This window comes from Parasphingorhabdus sp. (assembly GCF_048269915.1).
GTDB lineage: Bacteria > Pseudomonadota > Alphaproteobacteria > Sphingomonadales > Sphingomonadaceae > Parasphingorhabdus.
Genome location: NZ_JBLWTY010000001.1, coordinates 853,308 through 880,079, shown reverse-complemented (window position 1 = coordinate 880,079; position 26,772 = coordinate 853,308). Strand labels below are relative to the sequence as shown.

24 protein-coding genes are annotated in these 26,772 nt (G+C 57.9%); 14 read left to right on the top strand and 10 right to left on the bottom strand.

What is annotated here, in order from left to right; translation table 11 throughout:
- Positions 1–64: 64 nt before the first annotated feature.
- The 5 genes from ACN0WX_RS04170 to thiS form a co-directional block, all read right to left on the bottom strand.
- Positions 65–1,606, bottom strand: coding sequence for a WS/DGAT/MGAT family O-acyltransferase (locus ACN0WX_RS04170; RefSeq protein WP_417621011.1), 1,542 nt, complete (start codon positions 1,604–1,606; stop codon positions 65–67).
- Positions 1,607–1,760: 154 nt separating this feature from the next.
- A complete protein-coding gene (locus tag ACN0WX_RS04165) occupies positions 1,761–2,912 on the bottom strand; it encodes an EAL domain-containing protein (RefSeq protein WP_417621010.1) in 1,152 nt (383 codons plus the stop codon).
- A gap of 15 nt (positions 2,913–2,927) precedes the next feature.
- Positions 2,928–3,278, bottom strand: coding sequence for a DUF1153 domain-containing protein (locus ACN0WX_RS04160; protein WP_417621009.1), 351 nt, complete (start codon positions 3,276–3,278; stop codon positions 2,928–2,930).
- 369 nt (positions 3,279–3,647) lie between these two features.
- Positions 3,648–4,001: a UrcA family protein gene (locus tag ACN0WX_RS04155; protein ID WP_417621008.1), complete on the bottom strand. Its 354-nt coding sequence runs from the start codon at positions 3,999–4,001 to the stop codon at positions 3,648–3,650.
- A 325-nt stretch (positions 4,002–4,326) separates the two neighbouring features.
- Positions 4,327–5,307, bottom strand: a complete 981-nt coding sequence (thiS, locus tag ACN0WX_RS04150; protein ID WP_417621007.1) for a sulfur carrier protein ThiS — start codon at positions 5,305–5,307, stop codon at positions 4,327–4,329.
- Between the two features lie 99 nt (positions 5,308–5,406).
- Between thiS and aroQ the strand changes: the two genes are divergently transcribed.
- The 11 genes from aroQ (at position 5,407) to ACN0WX_RS04095 (ending at position 19,390) form a co-directional block, all read left to right on the top strand.
- Positions 5,407–5,844 (top strand): type II 3-dehydroquinate dehydratase, encoded by a 438-nt coding sequence (gene aroQ, locus ACN0WX_RS04145; protein ID WP_417621005.1) that lies wholly within the window; start codon positions 5,407–5,409, stop codon positions 5,842–5,844.
- A gap of 39 nt (positions 5,845–5,883) precedes the next feature.
- On the top strand, positions 5,884–6,357 hold the full coding sequence (gene accB, locus ACN0WX_RS04140; protein ID WP_417621004.1) for an acetyl-CoA carboxylase biotin carboxyl carrier protein: 474 nt from the start codon (positions 5,884–5,886) through the stop codon (positions 6,355–6,357).
- Positions 6,358–6,367: 10 nt separating this feature from the next.
- Positions 6,368–7,723: an acetyl-CoA carboxylase biotin carboxylase subunit gene (accC, locus tag ACN0WX_RS04135; protein WP_417621003.1), complete on the top strand. Its 1,356-nt coding sequence runs from the start codon at positions 6,368–6,370 to the stop codon at positions 7,721–7,723.
- A gap of 291 nt (positions 7,724–8,014) precedes the next feature.
- Positions 8,015–9,010, top strand: a complete 996-nt coding sequence (locus tag ACN0WX_RS04130) for an RcnB family protein (RefSeq protein WP_417621002.1) — start codon at positions 8,015–8,017, stop codon at positions 9,008–9,010.
- A gap of 204 nt (positions 9,011–9,214) precedes the next feature.
- Positions 9,215–11,872: a TonB-dependent receptor gene (locus tag ACN0WX_RS04125; protein ID WP_417621001.1), complete on the top strand. Its 2,658-nt coding sequence runs from the start codon at positions 9,215–9,217 to the stop codon at positions 11,870–11,872.
- An 11-nt stretch (positions 11,873–11,883) separates the two neighbouring features.
- Complete coding sequence (locus tag ACN0WX_RS04120) at positions 11,884–12,807, top strand: tyrosine-protein phosphatase (RefSeq protein WP_417621000.1); 924 nt, start codon at positions 11,884–11,886, stop codon at positions 12,805–12,807.
- 140 nt (positions 12,808–12,947) lie between these two features.
- Entirely contained in the window at positions 12,948–14,228 is a 1,281-nt protein-coding gene (locus tag ACN0WX_RS04115; protein ID WP_417620999.1) for an amidohydrolase family protein, read from the top strand.
- A 10-nt stretch (positions 14,229–14,238) separates the two neighbouring features.
- Complete coding sequence (locus tag ACN0WX_RS04110; protein ID WP_417620998.1) at positions 14,239–14,931, top strand: prolyl hydroxylase family protein; 693 nt, start codon at positions 14,239–14,241, stop codon at positions 14,929–14,931.
- Between the two features lie 133 nt (positions 14,932–15,064).
- Entirely contained in the window at positions 15,065–16,897 is a 1,833-nt protein-coding gene (locus ACN0WX_RS04105; RefSeq protein WP_417620997.1) for a DUF885 domain-containing protein, read from the top strand.
- Positions 16,898–17,096: 199 nt separating this feature from the next.
- The gene (gene argE, locus ACN0WX_RS04100; protein ID WP_417620996.1) at positions 17,097–18,257 is read left to right on the top strand and encodes an acetylornithine deacetylase; all 1,161 of its coding nucleotides are present in this window, start codon (positions 17,097–17,099) and stop codon (positions 18,255–18,257) included.
- A gap of 65 nt (positions 18,258–18,322) precedes the next feature.
- Positions 18,323–19,390, top strand: a complete 1,068-nt coding sequence (locus ACN0WX_RS04095) for a fatty acid desaturase family protein (RefSeq protein WP_417620995.1) — start codon at positions 18,323–18,325, stop codon at positions 19,388–19,390.
- A gap of 17 nt (positions 19,391–19,407) precedes the next feature.
- Here the strand turns inward: ACN0WX_RS04095 and ACN0WX_RS04090 are convergent, their stop codons facing one another.
- From ACN0WX_RS04090 to ACN0WX_RS04080, 3 genes are read right to left on the bottom strand one after another with little or no spacing between them, the layout of a single operon-like run.
- Positions 19,408–19,950 (bottom strand): DUF1003 domain-containing protein, encoded by a 543-nt coding sequence (locus ACN0WX_RS04090; protein ID WP_417620994.1) that lies wholly within the window; start codon positions 19,948–19,950, stop codon positions 19,408–19,410.
- Between the two features lie 40 nt (positions 19,951–19,990).
- The gene (locus tag ACN0WX_RS04085) at positions 19,991–20,470 is read right to left on the bottom strand and encodes an asparaginase domain-containing protein (protein ID WP_417620993.1); all 480 of its coding nucleotides are present in this window, start codon (positions 20,468–20,470) and stop codon (positions 19,991–19,993) included.
- On the bottom strand, positions 20,470–22,053 hold the full coding sequence (locus ACN0WX_RS04080) for a lysine--tRNA ligase (protein ID WP_417620992.1): 1,584 nt from the start codon (positions 22,051–22,053) through the stop codon (positions 20,470–20,472). Before ACN0WX_RS04080 ends, ACN0WX_RS04085 begins: the two co-directional genes overlap by 1 nt.
- Before the next feature lie 86 nt (positions 22,054–22,139).
- On the opposite strand from ACN0WX_RS04080, the gene ACN0WX_RS04075 reads away from it, so the two are divergent.
- Genes ACN0WX_RS04075 through ACN0WX_RS04065 form a run of 3 tightly spaced genes read left to right on the top strand, consistent with a single transcriptional unit; the run spans position 22,140 to position 25,984 of the window.
- The gene (locus tag ACN0WX_RS04075) at positions 22,140–22,709 is read left to right on the top strand and encodes an NnrU family protein (RefSeq protein WP_417620991.1); all 570 of its coding nucleotides are present in this window, start codon (positions 22,140–22,142) and stop codon (positions 22,707–22,709) included.
- Positions 22,710–25,445: an ATP-dependent DNA helicase gene (locus ACN0WX_RS04070; protein ID WP_417620990.1), complete on the top strand. Its 2,736-nt coding sequence runs from the start codon at positions 22,710–22,712 to the stop codon at positions 25,443–25,445.
- Positions 25,442–25,984, top strand: coding sequence for a SixA phosphatase family protein (locus ACN0WX_RS04065; protein WP_417620989.1), 543 nt, complete (start codon positions 25,442–25,444; stop codon positions 25,982–25,984). The genes ACN0WX_RS04070 and ACN0WX_RS04065 overlap by 4 nt, the downstream gene beginning before the upstream one ends.
- A 27-nt stretch (positions 25,985–26,011) precedes the next feature.
- Here the strand turns inward: ACN0WX_RS04065 and ACN0WX_RS04060 are convergent, their stop codons facing one another.
- Both ACN0WX_RS04060 and ACN0WX_RS04055 read right to left on the bottom strand, forming a co-directional pair.
- On the bottom strand, positions 26,012–26,398 hold the full coding sequence (locus tag ACN0WX_RS04060; protein ID WP_417620988.1) for a MerR family transcriptional regulator: 387 nt from the start codon (positions 26,396–26,398) through the stop codon (positions 26,012–26,014).
- 28 nt (positions 26,399–26,426) lie between these two features.
- Complete coding sequence (locus tag ACN0WX_RS04055) at positions 26,427–26,726, bottom strand: integration host factor subunit alpha (protein WP_417620987.1); 300 nt, start codon at positions 26,724–26,726, stop codon at positions 26,427–26,429.
- Positions 26,727–26,772 lie beyond the last annotated feature (46 nt).

Genomic DNA, 26,772 nt, shown 5'->3' with positions numbered 1-26,772 from the left:
TTAAAACTGGATGATTAACCGACGCGATGCGCAATCAGGTCCGGTGAGTCAAGCGGCAAGGCCGCTATTTTATACTCGTTTTCGTTCGGACCCGGCCTGCCGTAGCGGCAGAGGAAGCCACGCGCTTTTTTGGTTTCTTCGGTTGTCTGGCCTTCTTTGCCTTTGCCTTTTTCGCGGCCGCCGCTGTCTCTTTCCTCGCAGCCGCCATCAGATCGGCAAAGCTCCGCGAAACACAGGTCGCATAAAATTCGGGGTCGGGCATGATGTTGCGGTCCGCCAGAAAAGTCAGAATGATATTGCCATTATAGCTGGTCACAACATGGAATAAGCCCTGCCCCTCGGCCAATATGCCCATGCCAAAAGATTTGACCAGCTTGGCACCGGCGAAATACATTGGCACCATTGGTCCCGGAACATTGGTGACCACGGTATTCACTGCCGGATTGAGCCGTTCGACCAGTCCTGCGCGGACCATCATCTTGGTACCCGCTGCGGTCAGGCCGGCGGGCATTGCTCCCGACAATTCCATCAATGTCTTCGCCCCCAATGCCTGGGTCATTGCCTTGGATCGTCTGGTCTCCGCCATGATGAATTTCAGTCGCTCGCCGGCATCGGCAAGATGAGTGCCTACACCGACTTGCATCATCGTCACATGATTGCCGGCAGAATCCTTGTCATCGTCCGTCCGTACGGACACCGGCGCACCAATTTTCAGCGTCTTTTCCGGCAGGTCATCCTTGGCTTTCAAATAGGCGCGCATCGATCCGCTTACCACCGCGATCATCACGTCGTTCACGGTCGCACCGGGGAAGCCCTCGCGGATTTTCTTGATATCGGACAAGGCAAATTCGCGTCCGTCAAACACCCGGTGCGGACTCAGCTTCTTGTTGAATCGCGTTTTGGGAATGCTGCCCTTGGCATCATCCCGCTGACGATATTCGCGCTGTACGTCGAGCAGCCGCTTCGGCATCGGCAAAAGCTTCTGCAGATTCTGCAGACCCCGAACCGGGTTGGCAATATTGTTGAACTGCGCTTTGGCAAGCAGCGCGATCGGACTGGGATCCGCTTCCGGCTCGAACTGCATGTCGAAGGTGCGGGGTGTCATCTCAGCGTCCAGATCGTGGAGCGCCAGCGTCATCTGCAATCCAGACTGGCCGTCAATCGCGGCGTGGTGCATCTTGTGGAGAACCGCGAAACTGCCCTTTGGCACGCCCTCGACATTGTCGAGGCCCTCGATCACCGTATATTCCCATAGCGGCTTGTTCATATCCAATGGTCGGGCATAGATACGCGCCGCCTGGATGCACAATTGCCGCCAGTCGCCGGGCTTTGGCAGAGCGATATGGCGAACGTGAAACTCGAGATCGAAATTTGCGTCATCGACCCAATAGGGATGATCGAGATCAAGCGGCACCCGCACCAGCTTCTGCCGGAAAATCCGCGCGCCGTCGAGACGCCCTTCGATATAGCGCAGGATATCCTTGAACCCGACCTTCCCGCCAGGTGCCGTCGAGGGATCGTAAATCAGCAACTGCCCGATATGCATCGGCGTATTCGCCGTCTCCGTATAGGCAAACATCGCATCCAGCGCGCTCAGCTGTTTCACGGCAATCCCCTCGACCTGCTTATATTACACTCAACATAATTGAAATTATCGCAATAAGCGAATCGGTTTAACAAGCCGCCGACAGCGGGACCAGGTGCAGGGCATAATATGGGCAGGTCGGCTGCGACCAGTAAGGGCGCTTGCCATGGTGCAGTTACGGACTGCTCCATTGCTTGACCAGATATTGCGGCGGAACGGCGTGGCCCCAGTAAAACCCCTGCCCCTGGTCGGCGCCAAGTAACCGCGCTTTCTCCAGATGAAAGGGCGTTTCAATCCCCTCAACCACTGTCTTGGCGCCCCGCAAATGGCAAAAATCAATGATCGATCCCAGAACTGTGATCGGCACGCGATCATTACAGAAGGCCCAGAAAATTTCCTTGTCCAGTTTCAGCTCACCAAACGGAATCTCGGCGATCCGGTCAAGATTGCTATGCCCGGTACCATAGTCATCAATCGAAACGGTCAGTCCGTAACGGGACAGCATCTGACAGATTTCAGCGACAACCTTGATATTGGCAACCCGATTCTCTTCGGTAATCTCCATGATGACTGATCCACGGAGGTTGCGCGACGATTGCAGGCGAGTCCGGAGCGCATCGACAAATTCAACCTGGGTTAGCAAAATCGCACTGCAGTTGAACGATACCGGTATTTTTTTACGCCGACCGCGCAACGCGTCAGACAATTTTATCACCTGATCAACGACGTTCAGCGTCGCCTCTATTTCCAGCGACATTTCGGTCGCGGCCGAAAAAATGGTCGCCGGACTGATCGCCCGTCTGGTTTTCAGCCGCGACAGGGCCTCATATCCCACAAGACTGCCATCGGCCAGTGCATGCTTGGATTGAAATTCGACCACAAGATTGTCGATCAAACGGTCACTGGCAACAAGCGCCTTGATATATTCGGAATCGAGGATGGTTTGCTGACTGACCTGCGCATAGCGATCAATCAGCGACGCCAGCGCATTGGGTTCGAACGGCTTGGGTATGGTGGCAACAATCTGCGAATTGGCCGCTTTCATCGAAGGATCGATGGGTTGTGGCGTGGTGGCATTTGTTCCCGTCATCAGAACCAGCGGCAATTTGCGATCGAACTTGTCGAACGTGCGCATAAAGCTGTCGGTTTTGGTGGTTAACAAATTTTTGTCGGCGACCACCGCGGTCGGCGCAAAGGCTGTTACGCCATTTTCATCGCCGGGCGAATAAACACAGGCGACAGAAATTTCACGTTGCTCAAGGTCGTCTTGCAACAGACGCGTAAACGCGCTCTCTTCGTCAATGACGAGGACCCGTTTTTTTTGCATGGTAGGGGCTTTCGATTAACGAGGATCCGCATGCGGATCTTCGAGTGAATGCGACCCTTGTTGTTCGGGCGTGTCCCTCATTGCCCGACCTTCTGTCCGATATTTGGAAAGATAGCTAATCCGCAACCCGGGCAAACCGGATTTATGAATAGATTCTTGCCAAGACAAAAACTCTTCAACCGAGAGATCATAGCGGGCACAAGCCTCCTCAAGGCTCAGCAAACCACCGTTAACGGCAGCAACCACTTCGGCCTTGCGCCGAATTACCCATCTGGTCGTATTATTCTTGGGCAAATCGGCGAGGCTCAGCGCTTCGCCGAAGGGACCAATAACACGCATTGGTTTTCTATGCCGACCAGTTTCCATACAACCTCCCAGAACCTGCGGTTTCCCGCAAATGCATCACGCAGGGGCAACAAAACACGTTACTTACGTTACAACGCTTTACACATTGGCCAGATGAACATTAACATCCGGTTGTGATATCTGGTTAATAGGATAGAAATACTTAGATTATCCCGCTATCTTATTGTATAATATCTATATATTTTATCATTATTTGTATTTAACAAGTAAATTGAACAATAGATTGGAAATTAAGGGAAGATATTATTTGTATATAATGAGGCTGCTTATATAAAAAGAAACCCCGGTGTAAGGGACACCGGGGTTTTCAAGGCTGGTTTGGCCAAAGTGCGGCCGCTTGTTGGGGGACTGCGGCTCTTGGAATTTGCTTCAGTTGCTGATCACCAGCGCGGTTTCAACAGGCTTGCCCGAATTGGCCGCAGCCATAATCGTCACCTTGGCGCGCTGGGCCGAGGCATTTGCCTGCTCCATGCAGACGCCGTGATCCTTCGTGTCGACCAGGCTTTTCGAATCATAGCTGCCACAAACCTTGCGGACGGCGCCTTTCAAGCGACCCTGCAGTGTGGATTGACCATCTTCGCTGTTCAGATCGAGATCGGCATAGCTGACCTCAGCCGTCCGAACCGTCCGGTTCTGCGCATTGGCACTGGCCGAAAATCCGGTTGCGGTGACTGCAACAGCGGCAGCGGCACAAAGGGCTTTGGTAAATACTGAATTCGACATTTTTTCACTCCTCCAAATATGCTTGGGGCGATGCCGGAAAAAAAGGGGCCGGCGCTACCCACTCAGGATGAGCACGGGAGCAAAATGTCCGTCGGGCCGGGGAAAGGCTTTCTGGAGAGACTGGGGGATATGCTCCCGCCTCACCATCTTGGATAGGGGAACGATCCTGGACGAGCATCCGAACTTCGATAAAGCGCGACTATGTTCGGCAAACGGCTCTCCACTTCGACCAACGACAATCGCTGTTCGACAAATCTATCATCATGTAACTTTTGTTACGATTCAGATAGTTACGGATGACACCGAATCATGCTGTATTAGGACACTAAATCAGCCCGGAGAGCGGACTGGACGGATCAGCATACATCCGGCGTCCCATCCTTCCGGACAGATAGGCCTCGCGCCCTGCCTCGACCGCAAGCTTCATCGCCCGCGCCATTCGGACCGGCTCCTTCGCTTCCGCAATTGCCGTGTTCATCAGCACACCGTCGCAGCCCAGCTCCATCGCAACCGCCGCGTCGCTCGCGGTCCCGACCCCGGCATCGACCAGCACCGGCACATTGGCGCCTTCGACAATCAGCCGGATCGTCACCCGGTTCTGGATACCGAGACCGGATCCGATCGGCGCGCCCAGCGGCATGATCGCCACCGCGCCGGCATCTTCCAGCTGCTGCGCCGCGATCGGATCGTCGACACAATAGACCATTGGCTTAAAACCTTCCTTAGCCAGCACTTCGGTCGCCTCAAGCGTTTCGCGCATATTGGGATATAATGTCTTCGCCTCGCCCAGCACTTCCAGCTTGACCAGATCCCAGCCGCCGGCTTCGCGCGCCAGCCGCAAGGTACGAATGGCATCATCGGCATTGAAGCAGCCGGCAGTGTTCGGAAGATAGGTGATTTTCTTGGGATCAATATAGTCCATCAGCACCGGCTGATTGCGATCCATGACATTGACCCGGCGGACCGCAACCGTGACAATCTCGGCGCCGGATGCTTCCACCGCCGCGGCATTTTGTTCAAAATCCTTATATTTGCCAGTCCCGACAATCAGCCGTGACCGGAATGTCCGTCCGGCGACCGTCCAGCTGTCGTCGCTCGACCCACCGCCCACGAAATGTACGATTTCCAGCTCATCACCCTGTTCGACGATGACGTCCTCCAGTGTCGACCGCGTCACGATATCACGATTGCGCTCTACCGCGACCTTGGCCGGATCCAGATCAAGCGAGCGGACCAGATCGGCGATCGACTTGCCAGATGCGAGCCGGTGATCCTCGCCATTTAACCGGATCTGAATTTCGGCCATTTCGATAACTTCCATGTCTTTGATCTCGCTTTTCAGATTCGAGCCATATAAAGAGGTGACACCTGTCGCAACCAAAAGCCTTTGGGAAGGAGCAATATATTGGCAGCCAAGACGATATTTGTGCTGAACGGTCCCAATCTGAATCTGCTGGGCATGCGCGAACCGGAAATTTACGGATCCGATACACTCGACGATATCGCTGGCCGGCTCGAAGACCAGGCACAGGCGCTGGGCTATGATGTCGATATCCGGCAAAGCAATCACGAAGGCCATCTGGTCGACTGGCTGCACGAAGCGGCCGCCGACAATGCCGCTGCGGTCATATTAAACGCCGGTGCGCTCACTCATAGTTCGCTGGCCCTGCACGACGCGATCAAGGCGATCGGCATTCCGGTGATCGAAGTGCATATCTCCAACCCTGCGGCGCGCGAAGAATTTCGCCACAAGAGTTTCATAGCACCGGTTGCAAAAGGAACGATTTGCGGCTTTGGTGTTCTCGGCTACGAACTCGCCCTTCAGGCCGCAACAAAATTATAATGTTCAATCAATTCAATCTTATCATCAGAAGGAAATGCAATGCCTGCTAAAAAAGAACCGGGCGAAGGCATGAATGTGGATATCAAGCTGGTCCGTGATCTGGCAGCGATACTCGACAAGGCCGGTCTCAGCGAAATTGAAGTGGAAGATGGCGACCGCAAGATAAAAGTCGCACGTGGTGGCGGGACATTCGTCTCTGCACCAGTTGCGGCGCCCCCTCCACCTGCACCAGCGGCGGCTGTAGCAGCCGAACCCGCACCGGCCCCGGCCGATGACCATGCGGGCGCGCAGAAATCACCGATGGTCGGCACCGCCTATCTCGCTGCCGAACCCGGTGCGGCGGCTTTCATCAGCGTCGGCGACAAGGTCGCTGTCGGCGATACCTTGCTGATCGTCGAAGCGATGAAGGTGATGAACCCGATCACCGCCGAAACCGCTGGCACGGTCAAGGCGATCCTGGTTGAAAATGGCCAGCCCGTCGAATTTGACCAGCCCCTGGTCGTAATCGCTTGAGGTTCGCTGCGTGACCATTGAAAAAATCCTGATTGCCAATCGCGGGGAAATCGCGCTGCGGATTTTGCGCGCGGCAAAAGAACTGGGCATTGAAACCGTCGCCGTGCACAGCACCGCCGATGCCGATGCCATGCATGTCCGGCTCGCCGATCAGGCGGTCTGCATTGGCCCGCCACCGGCCGCCGACAGCTATCTTTCGATCCCGGCGATCATCTCAGCCGCCGAAATCAGCGGCGCGGACGCCATTCATCCGGGCTATGGCTTTCTCTCCGAAAACGCCCATTTTGCCGAAGTTGTCGAAGCGCATGACATCAAATGGATTGGCCCCAAGCCCGAGCATATCAAGATCATGGGCGACAAGGTCGCGGCGAAGAAAACCGCCGGCGATCTCGGTATCCCGCTGGTCCCCGGTTCCGATGGCGCGGTCAGCGATATCGAGGTGGCCAAACAGGTCGCAAAGGATGTCGGCTATCCGGTGATCATCAAGGCGGCTTCTGGCGGCGGCGGTCGCGGCATGAAAGTGGTCAACAGCGAGGCCGAGCTGGAGACCCAGATGAAACAGGCCGGAACCGAAGCCAAGGCGGCCTTCGGTGATGCGACCGTCTATATTGAAAAATATCTCGGTGATCCGCGCCATATCGAATTTCAGGTATTTGGCGACGGCCGCGGCAATGCGATTCACCTGGGCGAACGCGACTGTTCGCTGCAGCGTCGCCACCAGAAAGTCCTCGAGGAAGCCCCCTCACCGGTGATCAGCGCGGAACAGCGCGAAGCCATGGGCAAGGTCTGCGTCGATGCGATGAAGGGCATGGGCTATCGCGGCGCCGGCACGATCGAATTTCTCTACGAGAATGAAGAATTCTACTTCATCGAGATGAACACCCGTCTGCAGGTCGAACATCCGGTGACAGAAATGATCACCGGCTTCGATCTGGTGCGCGAACAGATTCGCATTGCTGACGGCCGCGATCTTTCGGTGAAACAGGAAGATCTGGTGTTCAGCGGCCATGCGATCGAATGCCGGATCAATGCCGAGAATCCGAAAACCTGGGCCCCCTCGCCCGGCAAGGTCACCAGCTATCACGCGCCCGGCGGTATGCACGTCCGCGTCGACAGCGGTCTTTACGCCGGCTATTCGATCCCGCCTTATTATGACAGCATGATCGCCAAGCTGATCGTCTATGGCCGCACGCGCGACGGCTGCATGATGCGCCTCGCCCGCGCGCTCGACGAATTTGTCATCGAAGGCGTCCAGACGACAATCCCGCTTCACCAGAAACTGGTCTATGACGAGGAATTCCAGTCCGGCGAATATACGATCAAATGGCTGGAAGAGTGGCTGGAGAAGGATAATCTGAAGGATTAGAATGGTGGAACTGTTCCCCCGCGAAGGCGGGGGCCCATCTTCCAATCTCTCATAAATCACCATGGTTGTGTTTGATGGCTTCGCTCGCCCCAAATGGTCAAAATCAATCACGCTTTCACATGCACGAGATGGATCCCCGCCTGCGTGGGGATGGAATGAACAGGAGCTTTGTTCAGGTTCAATCCACCTTTCCTGAACATAACAGGTCAGTTCAGGAGTCCGACAGGGTTAATAAACTATCACCTGTTGCACAGATGCGGCAAATGGAGTCGCCAGCAACAGGAGCAAGCCATGCGTATATTTTTTGTCACCGGCCTGATGGCGGCCACGATGTTGACACCCGCCGCCGCATCCGCCGCAGCGATTGCGCCCGATCTCAACAGCACGCCTGCTATGGTTCAGATGGACCTGACCGGCGACGCCGCTCTGCAGCGCGATGGTCGCAGCGAACGCCGTGCCAACCGCAGCGGCAATCGCCAGCGGATCCAGCGTGCCGACAATGACAACAACCGCGGACGGGCACGGCTGAGCCAGCAAAACCGCCTCGAAACCAGAGGAGATCGTGCCGAAGCCCGGCAAAATCGCCGGGTCGACAGGGTCGATCGCGATTTTACCAACAATAACAATAGTGCCGAGCGCGCCACCCGATCGGCGGCGCGTCCGGATCGTTCGGATCGTAATGTCAATCTCGCGACACAGCGCAACCAGCGGGCCGACCGGCGCGCTCCCAATCGCGCGGACCGGCGTCAGGATATCCGCCGCGGTGACCGCAACCGTGACGGCCGGGTTGACCGGCGTTTCGATCGCAATCGTGACGGGCAAATCGACCGGCGCTATGATCGGAACAATAACAACCGCGTGGACCGGCGGGTAGACCGCGACCGCGATGGCCGGATCGACCGGCGCTATCGGGACAATCGAAGCTATCGGGATAACCGGCGCTATCGGGATAACCGCAATTACAGCCGCAACAACCGCAACTGGAACCGCAGCTGGCGCAACGACCGGCGTTACGACTGGCAGCGCTATCGCAACACCCACCGCAGCTATTACCGGCTGGGCCGCTATTATTCACCCTATCGGTCGCACAGCTACAACCGCTGGAGCATCGGGGTCTATCTCGGGTCCGCCTTTTACAGCTCGCGCTACTGGATCAACGACCCCTGGCGCTATCGCTTGCCAACCGCCTATGCCGGAACCCGGTGGATCCGCTATTATGACGACGTCCTGCTGGTCGACATGTACACCGGCGAAGTCATTGACGTGATTTACGACTTCTTCTGGTAAGACGGAATAGCGTAAGAGAAAGACCCGCTGCCCGCAAAGGCAGCGGGTTTTTTAATGCTCGGCTTTGGACGTTCGCCGTGGCCCGCCGAAACCGGTCCATTCTTAAATGAGTCTCTTTCGTGCAATGCATTCGCAATCTGCATCACGTCATAAGGAAACATATAAAAACTAAGCAGTGGCCTCTTTCGTCACAGGGGCCAAAAAATGAAATCGAAACAACGCGTTAAACATATCATCCGAAGTTCTGTCAGCGCGACCAGCTTGCTGCTGACATTGGCTGCGCCCAGCTTGGCAATGGCGCAAGTTTCCGGCGAAGAAGAGACAGGGGAAGACAATTTCATCATTGTCACCGGTTCGATTGTCGCGGCTCAGGAAGCGTCGGTTGAAGCCAAGCGGCGGGCCCCAAATCTGATCGACGTTGCCGCGGCTGATTCCGTTGGGCGTTTCCCCGATCAAAATAGCGCCGCGGCCCTGTCACGGCTTCCTGCCGTTGCGGTCCAGCGCGATCAGGGTCAGGAACGCTATATTCAGGTCCGCGGTGCCCCGAACCGCTGGACCTCGGTTTCGATTGACGGAATTCCGATGATCGGCGTGGACGAGGGCGGGGATACCCGTGCTTATCGTTTTGACGCGGTACCCGCAGTTCTCCTGTCCTCGCTGGTGATCAACAAGTCGCTGACGCCCGATCTCACGGCAGAAGCCATCGTCGCCAATATCGACCTGAGAAGCTATTCGCCCTTCGATCAATCCGGCTTTCACGTGTCCGGCGATCTCGGCTATGGTTTCATGGATCAGGGCGGCGGCGAGCAGCGGCAAGGCTCGCTCCGGGTCAGCTGGTCGGATGATCGCTTCGGCATCGTTGCCGGTGGTTCCCATTATCGCCGCAAACAGATTACCGACAACCGCGAAGTGGGCAGCTATGACGAACAGTCCGATGCTGCGGACACCACATTCGGACCAACCGAATTTGATATTCGCCAATATGAGATTGAACGCTGGAATAACGGCCTGTTCGCTGGCGTAGAATTCCGGCCTTCGGATGGTGTTCGCCTGTTCGGCACAACCATCTTCACCGAATTCAGCGACAATGAGCAGCGCAACCAATATGAACTGCGCCTCGACCGCGCGGCAAGCGGGTCTCGCAATCTCGATAGCGGGGATCTTGTCGGTGTGCCGTTTCGCGGCAGCTTCAACTTCGGCGAATATCGCAATCGCAATTTCGTCAACCTGCTCGGCGGTGAATATGAAGGCGATGACGGCCTGAAAATTGCCGGCAAGTTCAACTATACCCGCACCGAAAATTCAAGCTATTTGCCGCTCATCCAGTCGAGCACTTCGGGTGTGAATTCCCCCTCGATCACCTATGATCGCAGCGATCCGAAATTTCCGATTGTCACCCTGTACCAGACGGTTGCCGATGCAGCCGCCAATTTGTCGCGCGGCGCGCTGCTCGATGGGTCGCCGCAGACGCTGCTGAGCATACCCGGCACGATCTTCATCGCGGCCATTCAGGAAACCGTGTCCGACAGTTACACAGCCAAGCTCGATTTCTCGAAGGAAATGGGCAATGTCACCTTCGCGGCTGGCGGTCTCTATGCCGATCGCAAAATCAGGGGCAATAATTTCTCGTTTGCCAATGTCGCTTTTCCCGGTGCTCTGGGCGGCGTCGTTGGCCAGCCCTTTGACGTCAACAGCTATGTCACCGACAAACCGTGGGACACCCAGTTCCCGCTCGGCTTTGCGCTAAACTATGTCGACAATGTCGCCATGCGGCGGGATATCGACTCGTTGCTGCCCCTGTTGCAGGCGGCTGGCCAATTTGATCCTTCGCGGAACGTCCCGGCCACGGATCGCTATGCGCAGGATGAGAAGCTGCTCACCGGCTATGCGATGGCAACGCTCGATCTCGGCAGCGCATTGATTGTTGCCGGCGCACGGGTCGAACATTATGAACTCGACAATGCCGGTACGGTGGTCAGCGGCGGCGTGGCAACGCCGCTTGCCGTCAACCGCAGCGACACGGATATTTTTCCGAGTATCAACGCGCGCTTTGACCTGAGCGAGAATTTTGTCGCCCGGCTGAGCGGTCAGCGCGGCGTCTCCCGACCCGCTTATGGCGCGATCCGGGTGGGCGCGTCGATCAACGATACCGCATCGCCGGGCACGATCGCCGGCGGCAACCCCGGCTTGCAATCAGAATATACCTGGGGAGTCGATGGCAGCCTGGAATATTATCTGCCGGGCAAGGGCATCCTTTCGGTCGCCGCTTTCCATCGCTGGGTCGAAAATCCCTTTTACCAGAGCCAGCAGCCGGTCGGCAGCGACTTGTATAATTCAGGGGGCGTTGACCGTTCCAACTATCTGCTGACCTCGACCTTCAATGGTGAAAATGGCCGTCTCTATGGGGTTGAGTTCAATTACCAGCAGCAGTTCACTTTCCTGCCGTCGCCGCTTGACGGCTTCGGTTTTCAGGGCAATGTGACCTTCCTTGACGGCCAGTTTGACACCCAGACGGTGGGCGGCCTGCAGACAAAGGATATCGCCTTTCAGGGCCTGTCCGATACCATCGCCAATGCCTCGCTCTACTACGAGAAATACGGGCTTTCGGCGCGGGTCAGCTATCAGTGGCGCTCCGACTGGCTCGACACGCTCGGCGGCCTGGGCAGTGGCGAATTTCGCAAGGGCTATGAAAATCTCGATCTGTCCCTTCGCTATGCGATCAACGAAAATCTGACGGTTTTTGCCGATGCCGCGAATCTTACCGATGCTCTCTACATCGCCTATGATGGTGATAGTTCCCGCCCGACCGAGGTCGAGCAGATCGGCTCGCGCTATCTGTTCGGTATCCGCTTTTCTTACTGAAGGAACAAATCATGCGTAACCTATTCCTGGCCTCAACCGCGCTGTTGCTGGCATCCTGTGCCGTCAATAGCGGCGCGACGACGCCATCCAGCACCGTGGCGGCAGCCGCCACCATTTCCGATAATGCTGCTCGCGACACGGCAACATATATTGATCCCCGCCGCGTTCTCGATCTCGAAGGCGGCGTGAATTTTCGCGATCTTGGTGGCTATGAAACCGCCGATGGCCGTCACGTCCGGTGGCGGACCTTGTTCCGGTCCGGCGATCCATCCAAACTCACGCCCAATGATCTGGCAAAGCTGGACGCGCTGGGCGTGGAAACCGTTTGCGACTTCCGGACCAACGAAGAACGGACCGAAGCCCCTTCGCGATGGATTGAATTGTCGAGCGTGAATTACTGGACGCGCGACTATGCGATGAATCCCGGCCAGATTGCCGCGATATTCCGTGATCCGCAACTGACGCCTGCCAAAGTGCGGGAGGCCATGGCCGGTTTCTACAAGCTATTGCCGTTTGAACATGCTGCTTCCTATAAGGCGATGTTCGGTTTTCTGGCCCGGAATGAAGTGCCGCTCGCCTTTAACTGTTCCGCGGGTAAGGATCGCGCCGGATTGGGAGCGGCCTTGCTGTTGACGGCGCTCGGCGTCCCCAGGGAAACAATCCTGTATGATTATTCTCTCACCGAACGGGTAACAAAACAGGATTTCGTGAAAGAACTGGACGAGGAAAAGGCATCCAATAGCGCTTATGCTTTTCTTGCCAAATTGCCGCCGGAAATCGTCAGGCCGCTCCTGGCTTCTGATCCCTATTATCTTGAAACCGCATTTGCAGCGATTGAACTGCGCCATGGCTCGGTCGACCGGTTCATCGAACAGGAATTGGGAGTCACGCCGACAATGCGCGAAAACATGCAATCGAATCTGCTCGTTAATTAGGAAATGCCAGGCGGGGCAGCTACCGGGGGAAAGCCCGGTGGCTGCTCAAGGCTGAAATTTCGGCCACCGCACCGCCCTTTCCTGTTGCAACCTGACGCTTCACCAAGCAGAAGTGTTGTCCGGTTAACAGGAGAAACAAGATGATCCGCGCACTCGGCCTTATGCTTTCGGCCCTGGCAACAGGGATGCTGCCGGCAGCCGCCATCGCTCAGGACCAGATCATTCGCGTCGGCAATCTGCTGACCGATGCCGCCGCCGCGCCCAGCGGCCCCGCAACCATCATCGTGCGGGATGGCAAGATTGCCGAAATCCGGCGTGGATCCGGCCCCGTGACCGATGCTGACGCCATAATCATCGACCTCAGCGAAAAAACCGTCATGCCGGGGCTGATCGACCTGCACGTCCACCTAACCGGCGACCCGGGCGGTGATTTTTGGAAAGAAGCGACCGAACCCGCCGAATGGGGCGTTGTGGTCGGAGCAAAAAATGCGCTGGTCACCGCCAGGGCGGGTTTTACCACCGTGCGCGAAGCCGGCTCCTCGCAATATAGCGCCTTCTCGCTACGCCGCGGTACGGCGGAAGGCATCATAGCCGGCCCGCGGATCATTGCCGCAGGTCCTGCTCTGGCTATCGTCGGCGGACATGGCGACACCACCGGCTTCACCGAACCCGTCAACAACCTGCTCGCCAGCGGCTATAGCTGCACCGGTGTCGTCGAATGCGCCGAGAAAGTGCGCAAGGCCTCGCGCGCTGGCTCCGATGTCATCAAGATTACAGCGACTGGCGGAGTTCTCTCGCAACAGGGACGCGGGCTCGAAGCGCATTTTACCGATGCGGAAATGCAATCCATTGCCGACACCGCCCATTCGCTGGGATTGAAGGTCATGGCCCATGCGCACGGCGCGCGCGGGATCGAGGCGGCAGCGCGGGCTGGCATTGATACTATCGAACATGGCACGTTCGCGGATGAAGCTGCGCTGAAGGTCATGAAAGCCCATGGCACCGCAATGGTCCCGACCCTGATGGCCTTCAAGGGGGTCAGCGAAGGCCTTGGCAAGGGCGTCTATACACCCGTAGTCGAGGAGAAGATCCGGATGACGCTGAACACTATCGGCAAGGCCGTCACCTCAGCAAAGCGGCTGGGCGTACCGATTGTCTTTGGTACTGATGCCGGCGTCTTTGACCATGGCCGCAACGCAGAGGAATTCCAGCTCATGGTCGATGCCGGCCTGACCCCGCGCGAAGCACTCGCCAGCGCAACCACATTGGCCGCCAGGACGCTCGACATGGAGAATGAAATCGGCCGCATCGCGGTTGGCTATTCCGCCGATCTGATCGCCTTTGACGGCAATCCGCTGGACGATGTGCGGGTGCTCGAAAAGATCGACTGGGTGATGGTCCGCGGCCGCATCATCGACTAGGCCGCTGCGCATGGCCCGGGTCTTTTCCAAAAAGCAGGTCGAACGTTATGCCAGTCCGCGGCGGATCGCCGATCTTGGTCGCAAGGTAACCGAAACGCTCAACGCCCATCCCCGGGTGCAGTGGCTGGAAAGCCCGTTCGTACAGCTTTATGTCCATCAGAATTTCCTCAGCGCGGCCGATTGCGACCTGCTGATCCGGATGATCGACAATGATAGCCAGCCCTCGACCCTCTATGAAGGCACTGAGCGCGAGGGCTATCGCACCAGCTACAGCTGCAATGTCGACCCCGCCGACCCCGATATCCGCCGCATCGACCAGTCGATTTGCGACCTGATGGGCCTGCCGCAAACGCATAGTGAAATCCTGCAGGGCCAGCGCTATCGGCCGGGGCAGCAATTCAAAGATCATCACGACTATTTTCACGAAAGCGAGAAATATTGGCAGTTTGAAGGCCCCAATGGCGGCCAGCGCACGTGGACGGCGATGGCCTATCTCAACGAACCGGAGAAAGGCGGCGCCACCGCTTTTCCGCAGTTGCAATATGAAGTCGAGCCGCGCCGGGGCATGCTGCTCATCTGGAATAATATGCGCCCCGACGGGACGCCCAATATCGACACGCTGCACGCCGGAACACCGGTTGAGGAAGGAACCAAATATATCATCACCAAATGGTTCCGACTCAACCAGTGGGGAAAGCCCTGACCCCGACGACGCCTGCTTCTACGACCAACCAACGTCCGGTTTCGACAAACGACATTTCAGGTTCGGCGAAGTCGTTGCGGGTGATACTTTACCGTGTTAGCTAAACATAACAGTTATTGGACAGGAACGGAATATGATCAAGAAATCTCTCGCCCTTCTCATCGGCACCAGCCTGCTCGCTATCGGCAGCGTCGCGACGGCCCAGCCGCTGGCCGCAACCAGCGCAGCGGCGATGGAACATCACGAAGAAGCGGAGATGACCGAAGGCAAAAAGCTGAAAGCGCTATTTGCCAAAAGCGACGAAGAAAATCTCAAGCGTAATCCGATCGGCGCCCTGTTCCGCGGCGATGAACGCTATGCCGACCAGCTCGGCGACTATATCAGCGACGAATATTTCGCGAAGGAAAAAGCCGCCGAAACCGCCGAGCTTGCGGCGCTGCTGAAACTCGACCGCACCAAGCTCAGCGCCACCGACAAGATCGCCTATGACGTCTTCAAGCGCGACAAGGAACAAGCGCTCAAGGGCTATTCCGACGAAATCATGGCATTGACCGTCGTCCGCCCGGTCAATCATTTCAGCGGCTTCCACACTTTCTATCCCGATTTTGCCTCCGGCAAAGGCGCGGCGCCGTTCAAGACGGTGAAAAATTACGAAGATAATCTGAAACGCCACAAGCAATTCGTTGTGATCAGTGATCGTTCGATCGGTCGTTTCCGCGAAGGCATGGAAAGCGGCGTCGTCGAAACCAAGCTGACGATCAATAATGTCATCGAACAGCTCGCCACCCAGATCGGCCTCGGTCTGGAAAACAGCCCGTTCATGGCGCCGACCAAAAATTTCCCGGACGATTTCAGCGATGCCGACAAGGCCCGCCTGACCAAGGAATATGCCGCGGCCACCACGGAAATTTTTGCCGGCTATCAGCGGATGCATGATTTCCTGAAAGACGAATATCTCGCAGTCGCGCGTGACGAAGTCGGCCTGTCGGGCATGAAGGGCGGCGCGGTTCTATATGAAAATCTGATCGAGAATACGACAACCCTGCCGCTCAAGGCCGACTATATCCACAATCTCGGCCTCAGCGAAGTGACCCGGATCAAGACCGGCATGGAAGAGATCAAGGACGAGGTCGGTTATGACGGAACATTGTCCGAATTTTTCGAATATCTCCGCACCGATCCCAAATTCCACCCGGAATCCCGCGAAGGCCTGACCCAAGCCTATTATGACATCGGCAAGAAAGTCGACGAGAAGATTGGCACCCAGTTCAAGGTCCTGCCAAAATCGCCGCTCGAAATTCGCCCCTATGACGAATCGGTCGAAAAATTCCAGGCCGGCGGCTCCTATCAGAGCGGCACGCCCGACGGCTCGCGTCCCGGCGTCTTCTATTTCAACGCCTATGACCTGCCGTCGCGCAGCATCTCGGGCATCACCACGCTTTACCTGCACGAAGGTGCCCCGGGCCATCACTTCCAGATTTCGCTGGCCCAGGAAAATACCGATCTGCCAAACTTCATGCGCTTCGGTGGCAATACCGCCTTTGTCGAAGGCTGGGCGCTCTATTCCGAGAAGCTCGGCTTTCCGATGGGACTCTATAACGACCCCTATCAGCGCTTCGGTCATCTCGACGATGAAATGCTCCGCGCGATGCGGCTGGTCGTCGACACCGGCCTGCACAGCAAGGGCTGGACCCGCGATCAGGCAATCCAGTATATGCTCGACAACAGCAGCATGGGCAAAACCGATGCGACCGCCGAAGTCGAACGCTATATCGCCATCCCGTCGCAGGCGCTGGCCTACAAGATCGGTGCATTGACCATCCAGCGGCTCAAGAAAGAAGCCGAGGACAGGCTCGGCGACAAGTTCGACCCGCGCGAATTCCACAATCAGGTGCTCAACACTGGCGCGCTACCGATGACGGTGCTGGAAACGAAGATCCGCGACTGGATTGCTTCGCAAGTTTAGCATTTCATATCCATTAGCCCCTCCTCCTCAGAGGAGGGGCTAACCAAAATTCCCTGTCCTACATTGCGCTTATTGTGATAAGCGCTCGCTATGACCAAGCCAAAATTCTTTTCCCTCAAAACCAGCCATTTTTCGCAAATTTGGGGTCGGTCCACTTTCTTTCTTTTAACACTGTAAAGTTTGTAAAGTTCGGAGCCCCATGACCAACGCCCCTGTCCCCTCCGCCCGCGATATTCTCGCCAAGCTGATCGGCTTCGACACCACCTCGCGGAACAGCAATCTCGAACTGATTGCATGGGTAGAGGATTATCTGACCGAGCACGGTGTTCAGTCCACCCGCGTCGTCAATGATGATGCTTCCAAGGCCAATCTTTACGCGACCGTCGGCCCCGAGGTTGAGGGCGGGATCATCCTGTCCGGCCACAGCGATGTCGTCCCGGTCGACGGACAGGACTGGCACAGCGATCCGTGGACGGTGACGGAGAAAAATGGCCTGCTCCACGGGCGCGGGACCTGCGATATGAAGGGGTTTATCGCGCTTGCTCTGGCGGCCGTGCCCTTGTTCAAACATGGCGCAAAGCCGGTCCATCTCGCGTTCAGCTATGACGAGGAAATCGGCTGCCTCGGTGCGCCGGCGATGATCGAGGAAATGGCGGCAAAGCTGCCGAAACCGGCACTGGCGATTATCGGCGAGCCGACGATGATGAAGGTGATCACCGGACACAAGGGGATCACCGTCCACGAAGTCGAAGTGCTCGGGCACGAAGCGCATAGCAGCCTGCCCCATCTCGGCATTTCCGCCAATATGGTAGCGGTCGAGCTGATGCACGACCTTGCCGAACTGGCACGCCGCCTGTGGGAACAGGGCGATCCGGAATCGCCCTTCATCCCGCCTCATGCGACGCTGACCATCGGTCGGATGAAAGGGGGCACCGCGGCCAATATTCTGGCGCGCCGCGCCACATTCACCTTTGATCTGCGCTGCCCGCCCGATATCGACCCGGATGCTGTGCTCGCGCCGTTCAAGGAAAAAATCGCGACGCTTGATGGCGAGATGAAGCAAGCCTTCCCCGAAACCGGCGTGACCATCACGCAATTGTCCAACGCCCCGCCAATGGCACCAGCCGGTTCACAGGAAGCAGAAGATTTTGTCCGCCGCCTGACCGGAGACAATGGTCGGGCAGGGGTTGTCTCTTATGCCGCCGAGGCTGGCCAGTTCCAGCAGGCAGGTTTTGCCACTGTAATCTGTGGTCCGGGATCAATCGAACAGGCGCACCAGCCGGATGAATATCTGGCGCTCGATCAGTTCGAACAGGGCGCCCGGTTCATGGACCGGCTGGCGGAAGCTTTGAAGCCGTAGCGTCAGCTGGGAAATTTGTAAAACCCGCAGAAAATGGCTATATAGAGTGGGAAAAGGATCACATCATGCCCGCTGTAAAAGCCGCCAAACCGAATGAAATTTTTACGCCAGAAGAGTGGAAGGCGCTGACGCGCGTTTCGCGCTGGCACGGCCTCTGGCTATCGCTCCACGCATGGTTGATGGTGGCGCTGGTCACTGGCGGAACGGCGCTGCTCTGGCAATGGCACTGGCTGGCCGGAATGGTCGCGACCCCGCTGGCGCTGGTGCTGGTCGGTGGGCGGCAACTGGGCTTGTCGATCCTGATGCACGAAGGCGCACATGGCTTGCTCCACCCGAAGCGCAAGACCAACAATTTCGTCGGCCAGTGGATCACCGGCGCAGCCACCGGCAGCGACCTGCACAGCTACCGGGCCTATCATCTGACCCACCATCGCTTCACCCAGCAGCCGGAGGACCCCGATCTCGGCCTGTCTGCGGCTTTCCCGACGACACCGGCAAGCATGCGGCGCAAGATTGTCCGCGACCTCACCGGCCAGACATTTTTCAAGCAGCGCAGCAGCCAGTTTGCCGTGGCATGGAAAGGCCTCCAGGCAATGCTGTCGGGCGCGACTGACACTGCGGCACCGGCCAAGCGCGACACTTCAGCGGGCACTCCGCTCAACCGCAATGGCGCTGCAGGTGTCGCCGCTCCGGTGATTGATCTGGATGGCGCGAAAAAGACCACACGGACGGTCGGGCGGTTCCTGCTCATCCAGCTGGCGGTGCTGCTGGTCAGCCTCGCCACGCTCGGCATCATTCCGTTCCTGATCTGGACGGTCGCGCTGGCAACCACCTTCCAGCTGATCCTGCGTATCCGCAATATCGCCGAACATGCCTGCACCACGACCGGCGGCGATGATCCGTTCAGCCATGCCCGGACGACCCGTGCAAATATGCTCATGCGCATGACCCTCGCCCCTTATTGGGTCAATTATCACAGCGAGCATCATCTGTTCATGGGCATACCCTGCTATAATCTTGCCACGGCGCATGACCTGCTCATCGCCAAGGGCTATGGCCCTCGAATGACGATCGCAGATAGCTATGGCGAAGTCTTGCGGACGGTTACCCGGCCGGTCGCGGTCCCGGTCTAGCGACAGGAGAATGAGAATCAGCGGGCAGGCTTCACCGCCGCCTTGATCTCGACCAGATCGGCTTCAAGGCCGGTAATCTTCTCGAGCATCAGCAGGTCCATTTTCTCGTGCAGGCGGATGATGTCGATTTCCGCCCGCAGATTGACTTCATAATCATGCGCCGCGGCAATCCGGTCCTTGTTCGCCGCGCGGTTCTGGCTCATCATGATGATCGGTGCCTGGATCGCGGCGAGCGTCGACAATATCAGATTGAGAAAGATGAAGGGATAGGGATCAAAGGCGGCATCGAACCGGGTCAGGATTCTCGAGTTCAGCAGCATCCAGCCGAACAGGACGAGCACAAAGGCGATGATGAAGGCCCAGGACCCACCGACCGCTGCGACACGATCAGACAGGCGTTCGCCGAAGCTGGTCCGCTCGTCCGCCAATATGCCGGCATCATCCGCAACAATCTCCCGCGAGACAATCGCTTCCAGCACGCCCCGTTCTTCGGATGACAGCGCCGCCAGCGGCTTGTTGAGCAGTTGCTCGCTGAGTTCTTCGACCGTACGCTTTGCCATCTCAACTCCCCGTCGCTGCCACTATGTGCGTTAAATGATCCTAGTCACTGATGAATCGATGTGCCGCACGATCCTTGTGCGTTTTCGCCGGATCGAAGACTTCGCCATTCATTGCGATATAGACACCGTGGGGCAGCGTCTGGGTCGCAGCGAGAGCAAAGCCGACGTTGAACTGGGCATCGCTGATCCGCAGCGACGCCGGCTGCATCGCGCCGGTCAGCACGATCGTCTTGCCGCTAATGTCGGAAAGCACCCGCGCCGTGTCGACCATCGTATCGGTGCCATGGGTCACAAGGATCTGGTCGGCATCGCTGGCAGCAACCGCCTTATGGATCGCCGCCCGGTCGGCGTCGGTCAGTTCGAGACTGTCCTTGCGCATCAACTGCGTCACCCGGTGCGCGACAAAGACGTTATTCTCCTGCAGCATGTCGGGCAGCGCCGTCGCGCCGATCTGATATTCCGACAGGGCATCGAAATAGACCTTGTCGATCGTCCCGCCGGTCGTGAAAATATCGATCATTACAACGCCAGCGCTTCGGCGATCAGCTTGCGGGTATTCTGCACGCCATAGAGGGCAATGAAGCTGCCCATGCGCGGTCCCTGCGACGAACCGAGCAACGTTTCGTACAGCGCCTTGAACCAGTCGCGCAGATTGTCGAAACCGCCTTCCTTGCCGATCGCATAGACGATATTCTGAATGTCCTCTGCTGCGGCATCCTCGGCCAGTGCGCCCAGTTCACTATCCAGCCGCTCCAGCGCCGCGACTTCGACGCCTTCCGGTTTGCGCCGGTGCAACGTCGGGGCAATGAAGTCCCTGTGATAGGCCATGGCATTGCCGATCAGCTCGTCCAGATCGGGATAGCGTTCCGGCGTCGCATCCGGCGCATATTGGCGCAAATAGCCCCAGATCTGTTCGCGATCGGCATCGCCCATCACACCGACCAGATTGAGCAGCAAACCAAAGGTCACCGGAATCGTGTCTTTCGGCACATCGCCATTGTGGACATGATGAACCGCATTACCGAGCCGCTTTTCCGGGGTCTGTTCATGCCAGAGGGCGCGCGACTGGAAATATTCGTCGACCGCCTTGGGTATGACACCCAGGTGCAGTTGCTTAGCGGATTTGGGCTCGCGAAAGATGTAGAAAGCGAGGCTGTTTTCGGAACCATAGCGCAGCCATTCCTCGAGGCTGAGGCCATTGCCTTTGGACTTGGAAATCTTCTCGCCCTTTTCGTCGAGAAACATTTCGTAGATCAGCCCTTCCGGCTTGCGCGCGCCCAATACTTTGGCAATCTTGCCCGACTGGACGCCACTGTCAGTCAGGTCCTTGCCATACATTTCATAGTCGACGCCAAGCGCGGTCCAGCGCATCGCCCAGTCGACCTTCCATTGCAGCTTGGCGCCGCCGGAGAGGATATTATGCTCGATCATCTCGCCATCATCCTCGAAGCGCACGGTCCCGGCCTCCGGATCGAGCACCTCTACCGGCACCTGCAGCACATGCCCGGTCTTGGGGCTGATCGGGAGGATCGGCGAATAGGTCGCCTGTCGTTCCTTGCCAAGCGTCGGCAGCATGATGTCCATGATCTGCTGATAGCGTGCCAGCACCAGTTTCAGGGTCGGGTCGAAGACGCCGCTCTGATATTGCTCGGTCGACGACATGAACTCGTAATCAAAACCGAAACGGTCAAGAAACTCGCGCAACATCGCGTTGTTATGCGCGGCGAAACTCTCATATTTCTCGAACGGGTCGGGCACCTGGGTGAGCGGCTTGTGGAGATGCTCCGCGAGCATGTCCTGATGCGGAACATTGGTCGGGACCTTGCGGAAACCGTCCATGTCATCGCTGAAGGCGATCAGCCGGGTCGGGTTGCCGGTCAGCGTTTCATAGGCGTGGCGCACCATCGTGGTCCGCAAGACTTCGTTGAACGTGCCGATATGCGGCAGGCCGGAGGGACCATAGCCGGTTTCAAACAGCATCGGCTCGCCGCCGGGCTTTGGCGCAGGGGCTCCGCGCTCGCCGCGATAGCGTTTGAGCAGCTTGCGGGCTTCCTCGAACGGCCACGCTTTGGAATTTTCTGCTGCTTCACGATAATCGGTCACAATTTGTCCTTCTCAGTCAATGCTGCGCAAATAGTAGCCTTAGCCTATATGGCAAGGTAGAACGCAACAAAAGCGGGAGATTGAACATGGCAATGCTGATCACGGGGGTTCTGCTGTGGAGCCTGGTACATTTGATGAAGTCGGTCACCCCGGCACTGCGCGCCGCGATTCAGAGCGCTGTCGGCGAAGGCCCGCACAAGGGCCTGGTCGCCCTTTTGTTGCTGGTTTCGCTGGCCCTGATGATCTTCGGCTGGCGCGCGACTCCCGCAGAATTCGTCTATGACCCGCCCGCATGGGGCCGCCATGCCAATATGGCGCTGATGTTCGTCGCAATCCTGCTGCTCGGCGCGGCGCAAGGGGCCTCGCGAATCCGGCAGTGGATCCGCCATCCGATGCTGACCGGTGTTCTGGTCTGGGCGGTCGGCCATCTGCTCGCCAATGGTGACAACAAGTCGCTGCTATTGTTCGGCGGGCTTGGCCTGTGGGCGCTGATCTCGATCTTCACCATATCGCGCAACGAAGGCGCATGGGTGAAACCCGCCAAGGTCGCGAGCATTGGCCGCGAATTGTTGAGCGTGGCTATCACGGCTGTTCTTTACATAATTCTGCTGTTCATCCATCCGTGGATCGCTGGCGTGCCGGTTGTCGCTGGCTAAATGACCAAGCCGCTCCCCTATCCCGCGCTTCACGCCAGCCATAGCGGCATCTGGATTTGCAGCAGCGATGGCGAAACCCGTGCGATCGGCAAGGGCGAGGCGATTGGTCGTGTGGCGGAAACGCCGCATATCCTGCTCAATGCTCCGCTTCTGGGGCAGCGGCTGGGCTATCCCGATCTCTCGGGGCTGGACCTGCTAGAACTATTCGCCTTCATCCATCCGGCCCAGTTCATCGTCCCGACACCGGCTGGCCTCGCCAAGACACTCGGCCTGACCCCGCCGGAACAGGAAGCCGATATCGCGGCTCTCTACCGGCAAGCGGCGAGCCTGCTGTTGGAAGGACTGGAGGCCCCTTATTGGAAAGAGCGCGAGGGTGCCTGGAGCAGCGCGCAAGCACTCTATCGATTACGCTGGCCCTGGGCAGCAGAAGTGGGGCGCAAGCTGGAAAAACCCGTCGAGACCGAACGCTGGCTGTTCTCCAAACTGTCAGAATGGGAAGAAGAGGTGCCACGTCCGGCTCCCCAGTCGATCACCATGGATCGGGACGAGACGCTCGCCACGCTCGATGCTCTCACCGGTGAAGGCTCCGAGGAACGTCAGGGCCAGAAAAATTATGCCGCCGCTGTTGCCCAGATATTCAATCCGCGCAAGATCAAGGGCACGCCCAATATGTTGCTGGCCGAGGCGGGCACCGGAATTGGCAAGACGCTGGGCTATCTGGCACCTGCTTCCTTATGGTCCCGCCAGGCCGGCGGCGCGGTCTGGATTTCGACCTTCACCAAGGCGCTGCAACGCCAGCTCGACCGGGAAACCCGGCGTATCTATCCGGACGAAGCGACGTTTCGCCGGAAAGTCGTTGTGAGAAAGGGAAGGGAAAATTATCTCTGCCTGCTCAATCTGGAGGATGCGCTGCAGGGCGGGTTTGCAGGACGCGCGGCAATATTGGCGCATCTGGTTGCACGCTGGGCCGCCTATAGCAAGGATGGCGACATGATCGGCGGCGATCTGCCCGGCTGGCTGACCACCCTGTTCCGCCGCAATGGCGCCACGGCGCTGACAGACCGGCGCGGCGAATGCGTCTATGCCGGCTGCCCGCATTATCGCAAATGTTTCATCGAGAAAGCGGCGCGCGCGAGCCAGCAGGCCGATATCGTCATCGCCAATCACGCGCTGGTCATGGTCAACGCGGCGCGGGGACGCGAGCAGCAAAACCGGCCCACAAGGCTGATCTTTGACGAAGGCCACCATCTGTTTGATGCTGCCGATTCGATGTTTGCCGCACGCCTGTCCGGTCAGGAAGCGATTGAAATCCGGCGCTGGGTGATCGGACCGGAGTCGAAAAATCGCGGCCGCCGCCGTGGCCTCGCCGCGCGCCTCGCCGATGTCGCTTCCTATGACGAGGAAGGCAGCCGTGCGATTGAAAGCGCCCGTCATGCGGCGGAGGCGATGCCCGGGGACGGCTGGCTCCAGCGGATCGGCGAAGGGGAACCTTTTGGTCCGATTGAGGCACTGCTCCACGAGGTCCGCGCCATGGTCTTTGCCCGTGACGAGAGCCAGAGCGCCGATGCCGGCTATGGGCTGGAAACCGAACTGACGGATGTCGAGGGCCCGATGATCGACGCGGTGGCCAATGCGGCAGAGGCGATGGATGCCCTGCTCAAACCGCTGGTCCGGCTTGGCCAGCGGATCGAACATCTGATCGAGGAAGGGCCTGACTGGATGGATGCCCAGGCCCGTGCGCGGATGGAAGGCGCATTGTCGAGCCTCGGCTGGCGCTGCGACACATTGTCCGGCTGGCTCTCGCTACTGTCCCGCATCGGCGGTCCGGCCGATCCCGATTTCGTCGACTGGCTGATGATCGACCGTTACGAAGGCCGCGAATATGACGTCGGAATTTGCCGCCACTGGCTCGATCCGACCATTCCGGTGACCGAGGTCGTCACCAAACCCGCGCATGGCATGATGATCACCTCGGCCACGTTGAAAGGCGGCGGTGGCTGGGAGACCGCCCGGGCGCGCAGCGGCGCGGTGCATCTCGAACATGCACCCCAGGAATTTGAAGTCGCCAGTCCGTTCGACTATCCCAATCAGGCAAAAGTCATCATCGTTACCGATGTGAAGCGCGGCGACATGGCGGGGCTCGCGGGCGCCTATGCCCAGCTGATCGAAGCGTCTGGCGGCGGCACGCTTGGCCTGTTCACCGCCATCAGGCGCCTGCGCACTGTCTACGCCCGGATCGCCGACCGGATGGCGCAAGCAGGGCTACCCATATATGCCCAACACGTCGATCCCATTGATACCGGCACGTTGGTCGACATTTTCCGCGACGATCCCAAGGCCAGCCTGCTCGGTACCGATGCATTGCGCGATGGTGTCGATGTGCCTGGCCAGAGCCTGCGTCTCGTAGTGATGGAATCCGTCCCCTGGCCGCGCCCCGATATCCTCCACAAGGCCCGCAAGCTGGCTGGCGGCGGCAGCGCCTATGACGACCGGATCATTCGCGCCCGACTGGCACAGGCTTTTGGCCGGATCATCCGCCGTGCCGATGACCATGGTCATTTTGTGATACTTTCGTCTGCCTTCCCCTCGCGCCTACTTTCCGCCTTCCCCGAAGGGACCCCGGTCGAACGCATGCCGCTCGATCAGGCGCTGGCGGAGATCGCCAGGGCCAAATCGGAAATGATGGAATCCAGTCTTCCAACTGAAACAAGTTTGATGCATGACAATCGGCAATGAAAAAACTCACACTCCTGCGTCACGCCAAATCCAGCTGGGACGACCCGGTCGATCGCGATTTTGACCGGCCACTCAACAAGAAAGGCAAACGCGCGGCGGCGGTGATGGGGAATTTCATCCGGCGCAATGGCCTGACCTTCGATCAGATTCTTGCCTCTCCCGCCGTGCGGGTCATCGAAACGCTTGAACATGTGGAGGAAGCAAGCGGTCTGGCGATGGAGCCGACCTGGGACCGCAAAATCTACCTCGCTTCTTCGGCCACCTTGCTCGATGTATTGCGGGGCGCCAATGCAGATGCGGGTCATATCCTGATGGTGGGCCACAATCCAGGGCTGGAAGATCTTATTTTCGATCTCGTCCCCGACGACGGAAGTTCACCCGCCCGTAACGAAGTTGAAACGAAATATCCAACAGCCGCACTGGCCGAAATGACGCTCGCTATCGATAGCTGGGCTGGCATCACGGAAAAATGCGGCGCGCTGGACCGCTTCACCCGACCTCGTGATCTCGACCCCGAACTGGGCCCCAATTATGATTAGGCCTGGTGCGGAGAACCCGTCAGAAGACTAAGCGTCATCAAGCGCATGCGACAGCCGGTCACGGATCGTTTTCAACTCGGCCAGAATCAGATTGTTAATTTCCCGACCATTTGCTTCCATTGGCACTCCAGCGGTAGCCAGTTGCGGGACATCCTCGACCATTTTCGGACCCTTGCCACGCGATGCCAGAAATTTGCGCGCGCCCTTGATCGTATAGCCTTCTTCGTTGAGCAGTCGATTGATCGTCTTGACCATCACCACATCTTCGGGACGATAATGGCGTCGGGACCCGGCGCGTTTGAGCGGGGTCAGCATCGCAAACTGATCTTCCCAATAGCGCAATATATGAGGCTTGATGCTAAGCTCTTTCGACAGCTCTCCTATGGTCCGGAAGGCCCCTTGTTCCTTGCTCATACTCTACTCTCCGGGTTCGCCGGGTCCATTAACCTGCGGCAATAATCCTGTCACGCATCGTTTGGCTGGCCCGGAATGTCAGCACCCGACGCGGCGCTATCGGGACTTCGATACCGGTCTTGGGATTGCGTCCGGTGCGTTCGCCCTTGTCGCGCAGCACGAAGGTTCCGAACCCCGAAATCTTGACATTTTCACCATCCACCAGAGCCGCAATCATATGATCGAGAATCGACTCCACCATGACCGCACTATCGGCACGTGACAGGCCCACCTGACGGTTCATCGTATCGGCCAAATCGGCGCGAGTCAGGGTGTTTGTATAGCTCATCACAATATCTTCCACTAAGAGATTGAAAACTCAACAAAGGTATAAA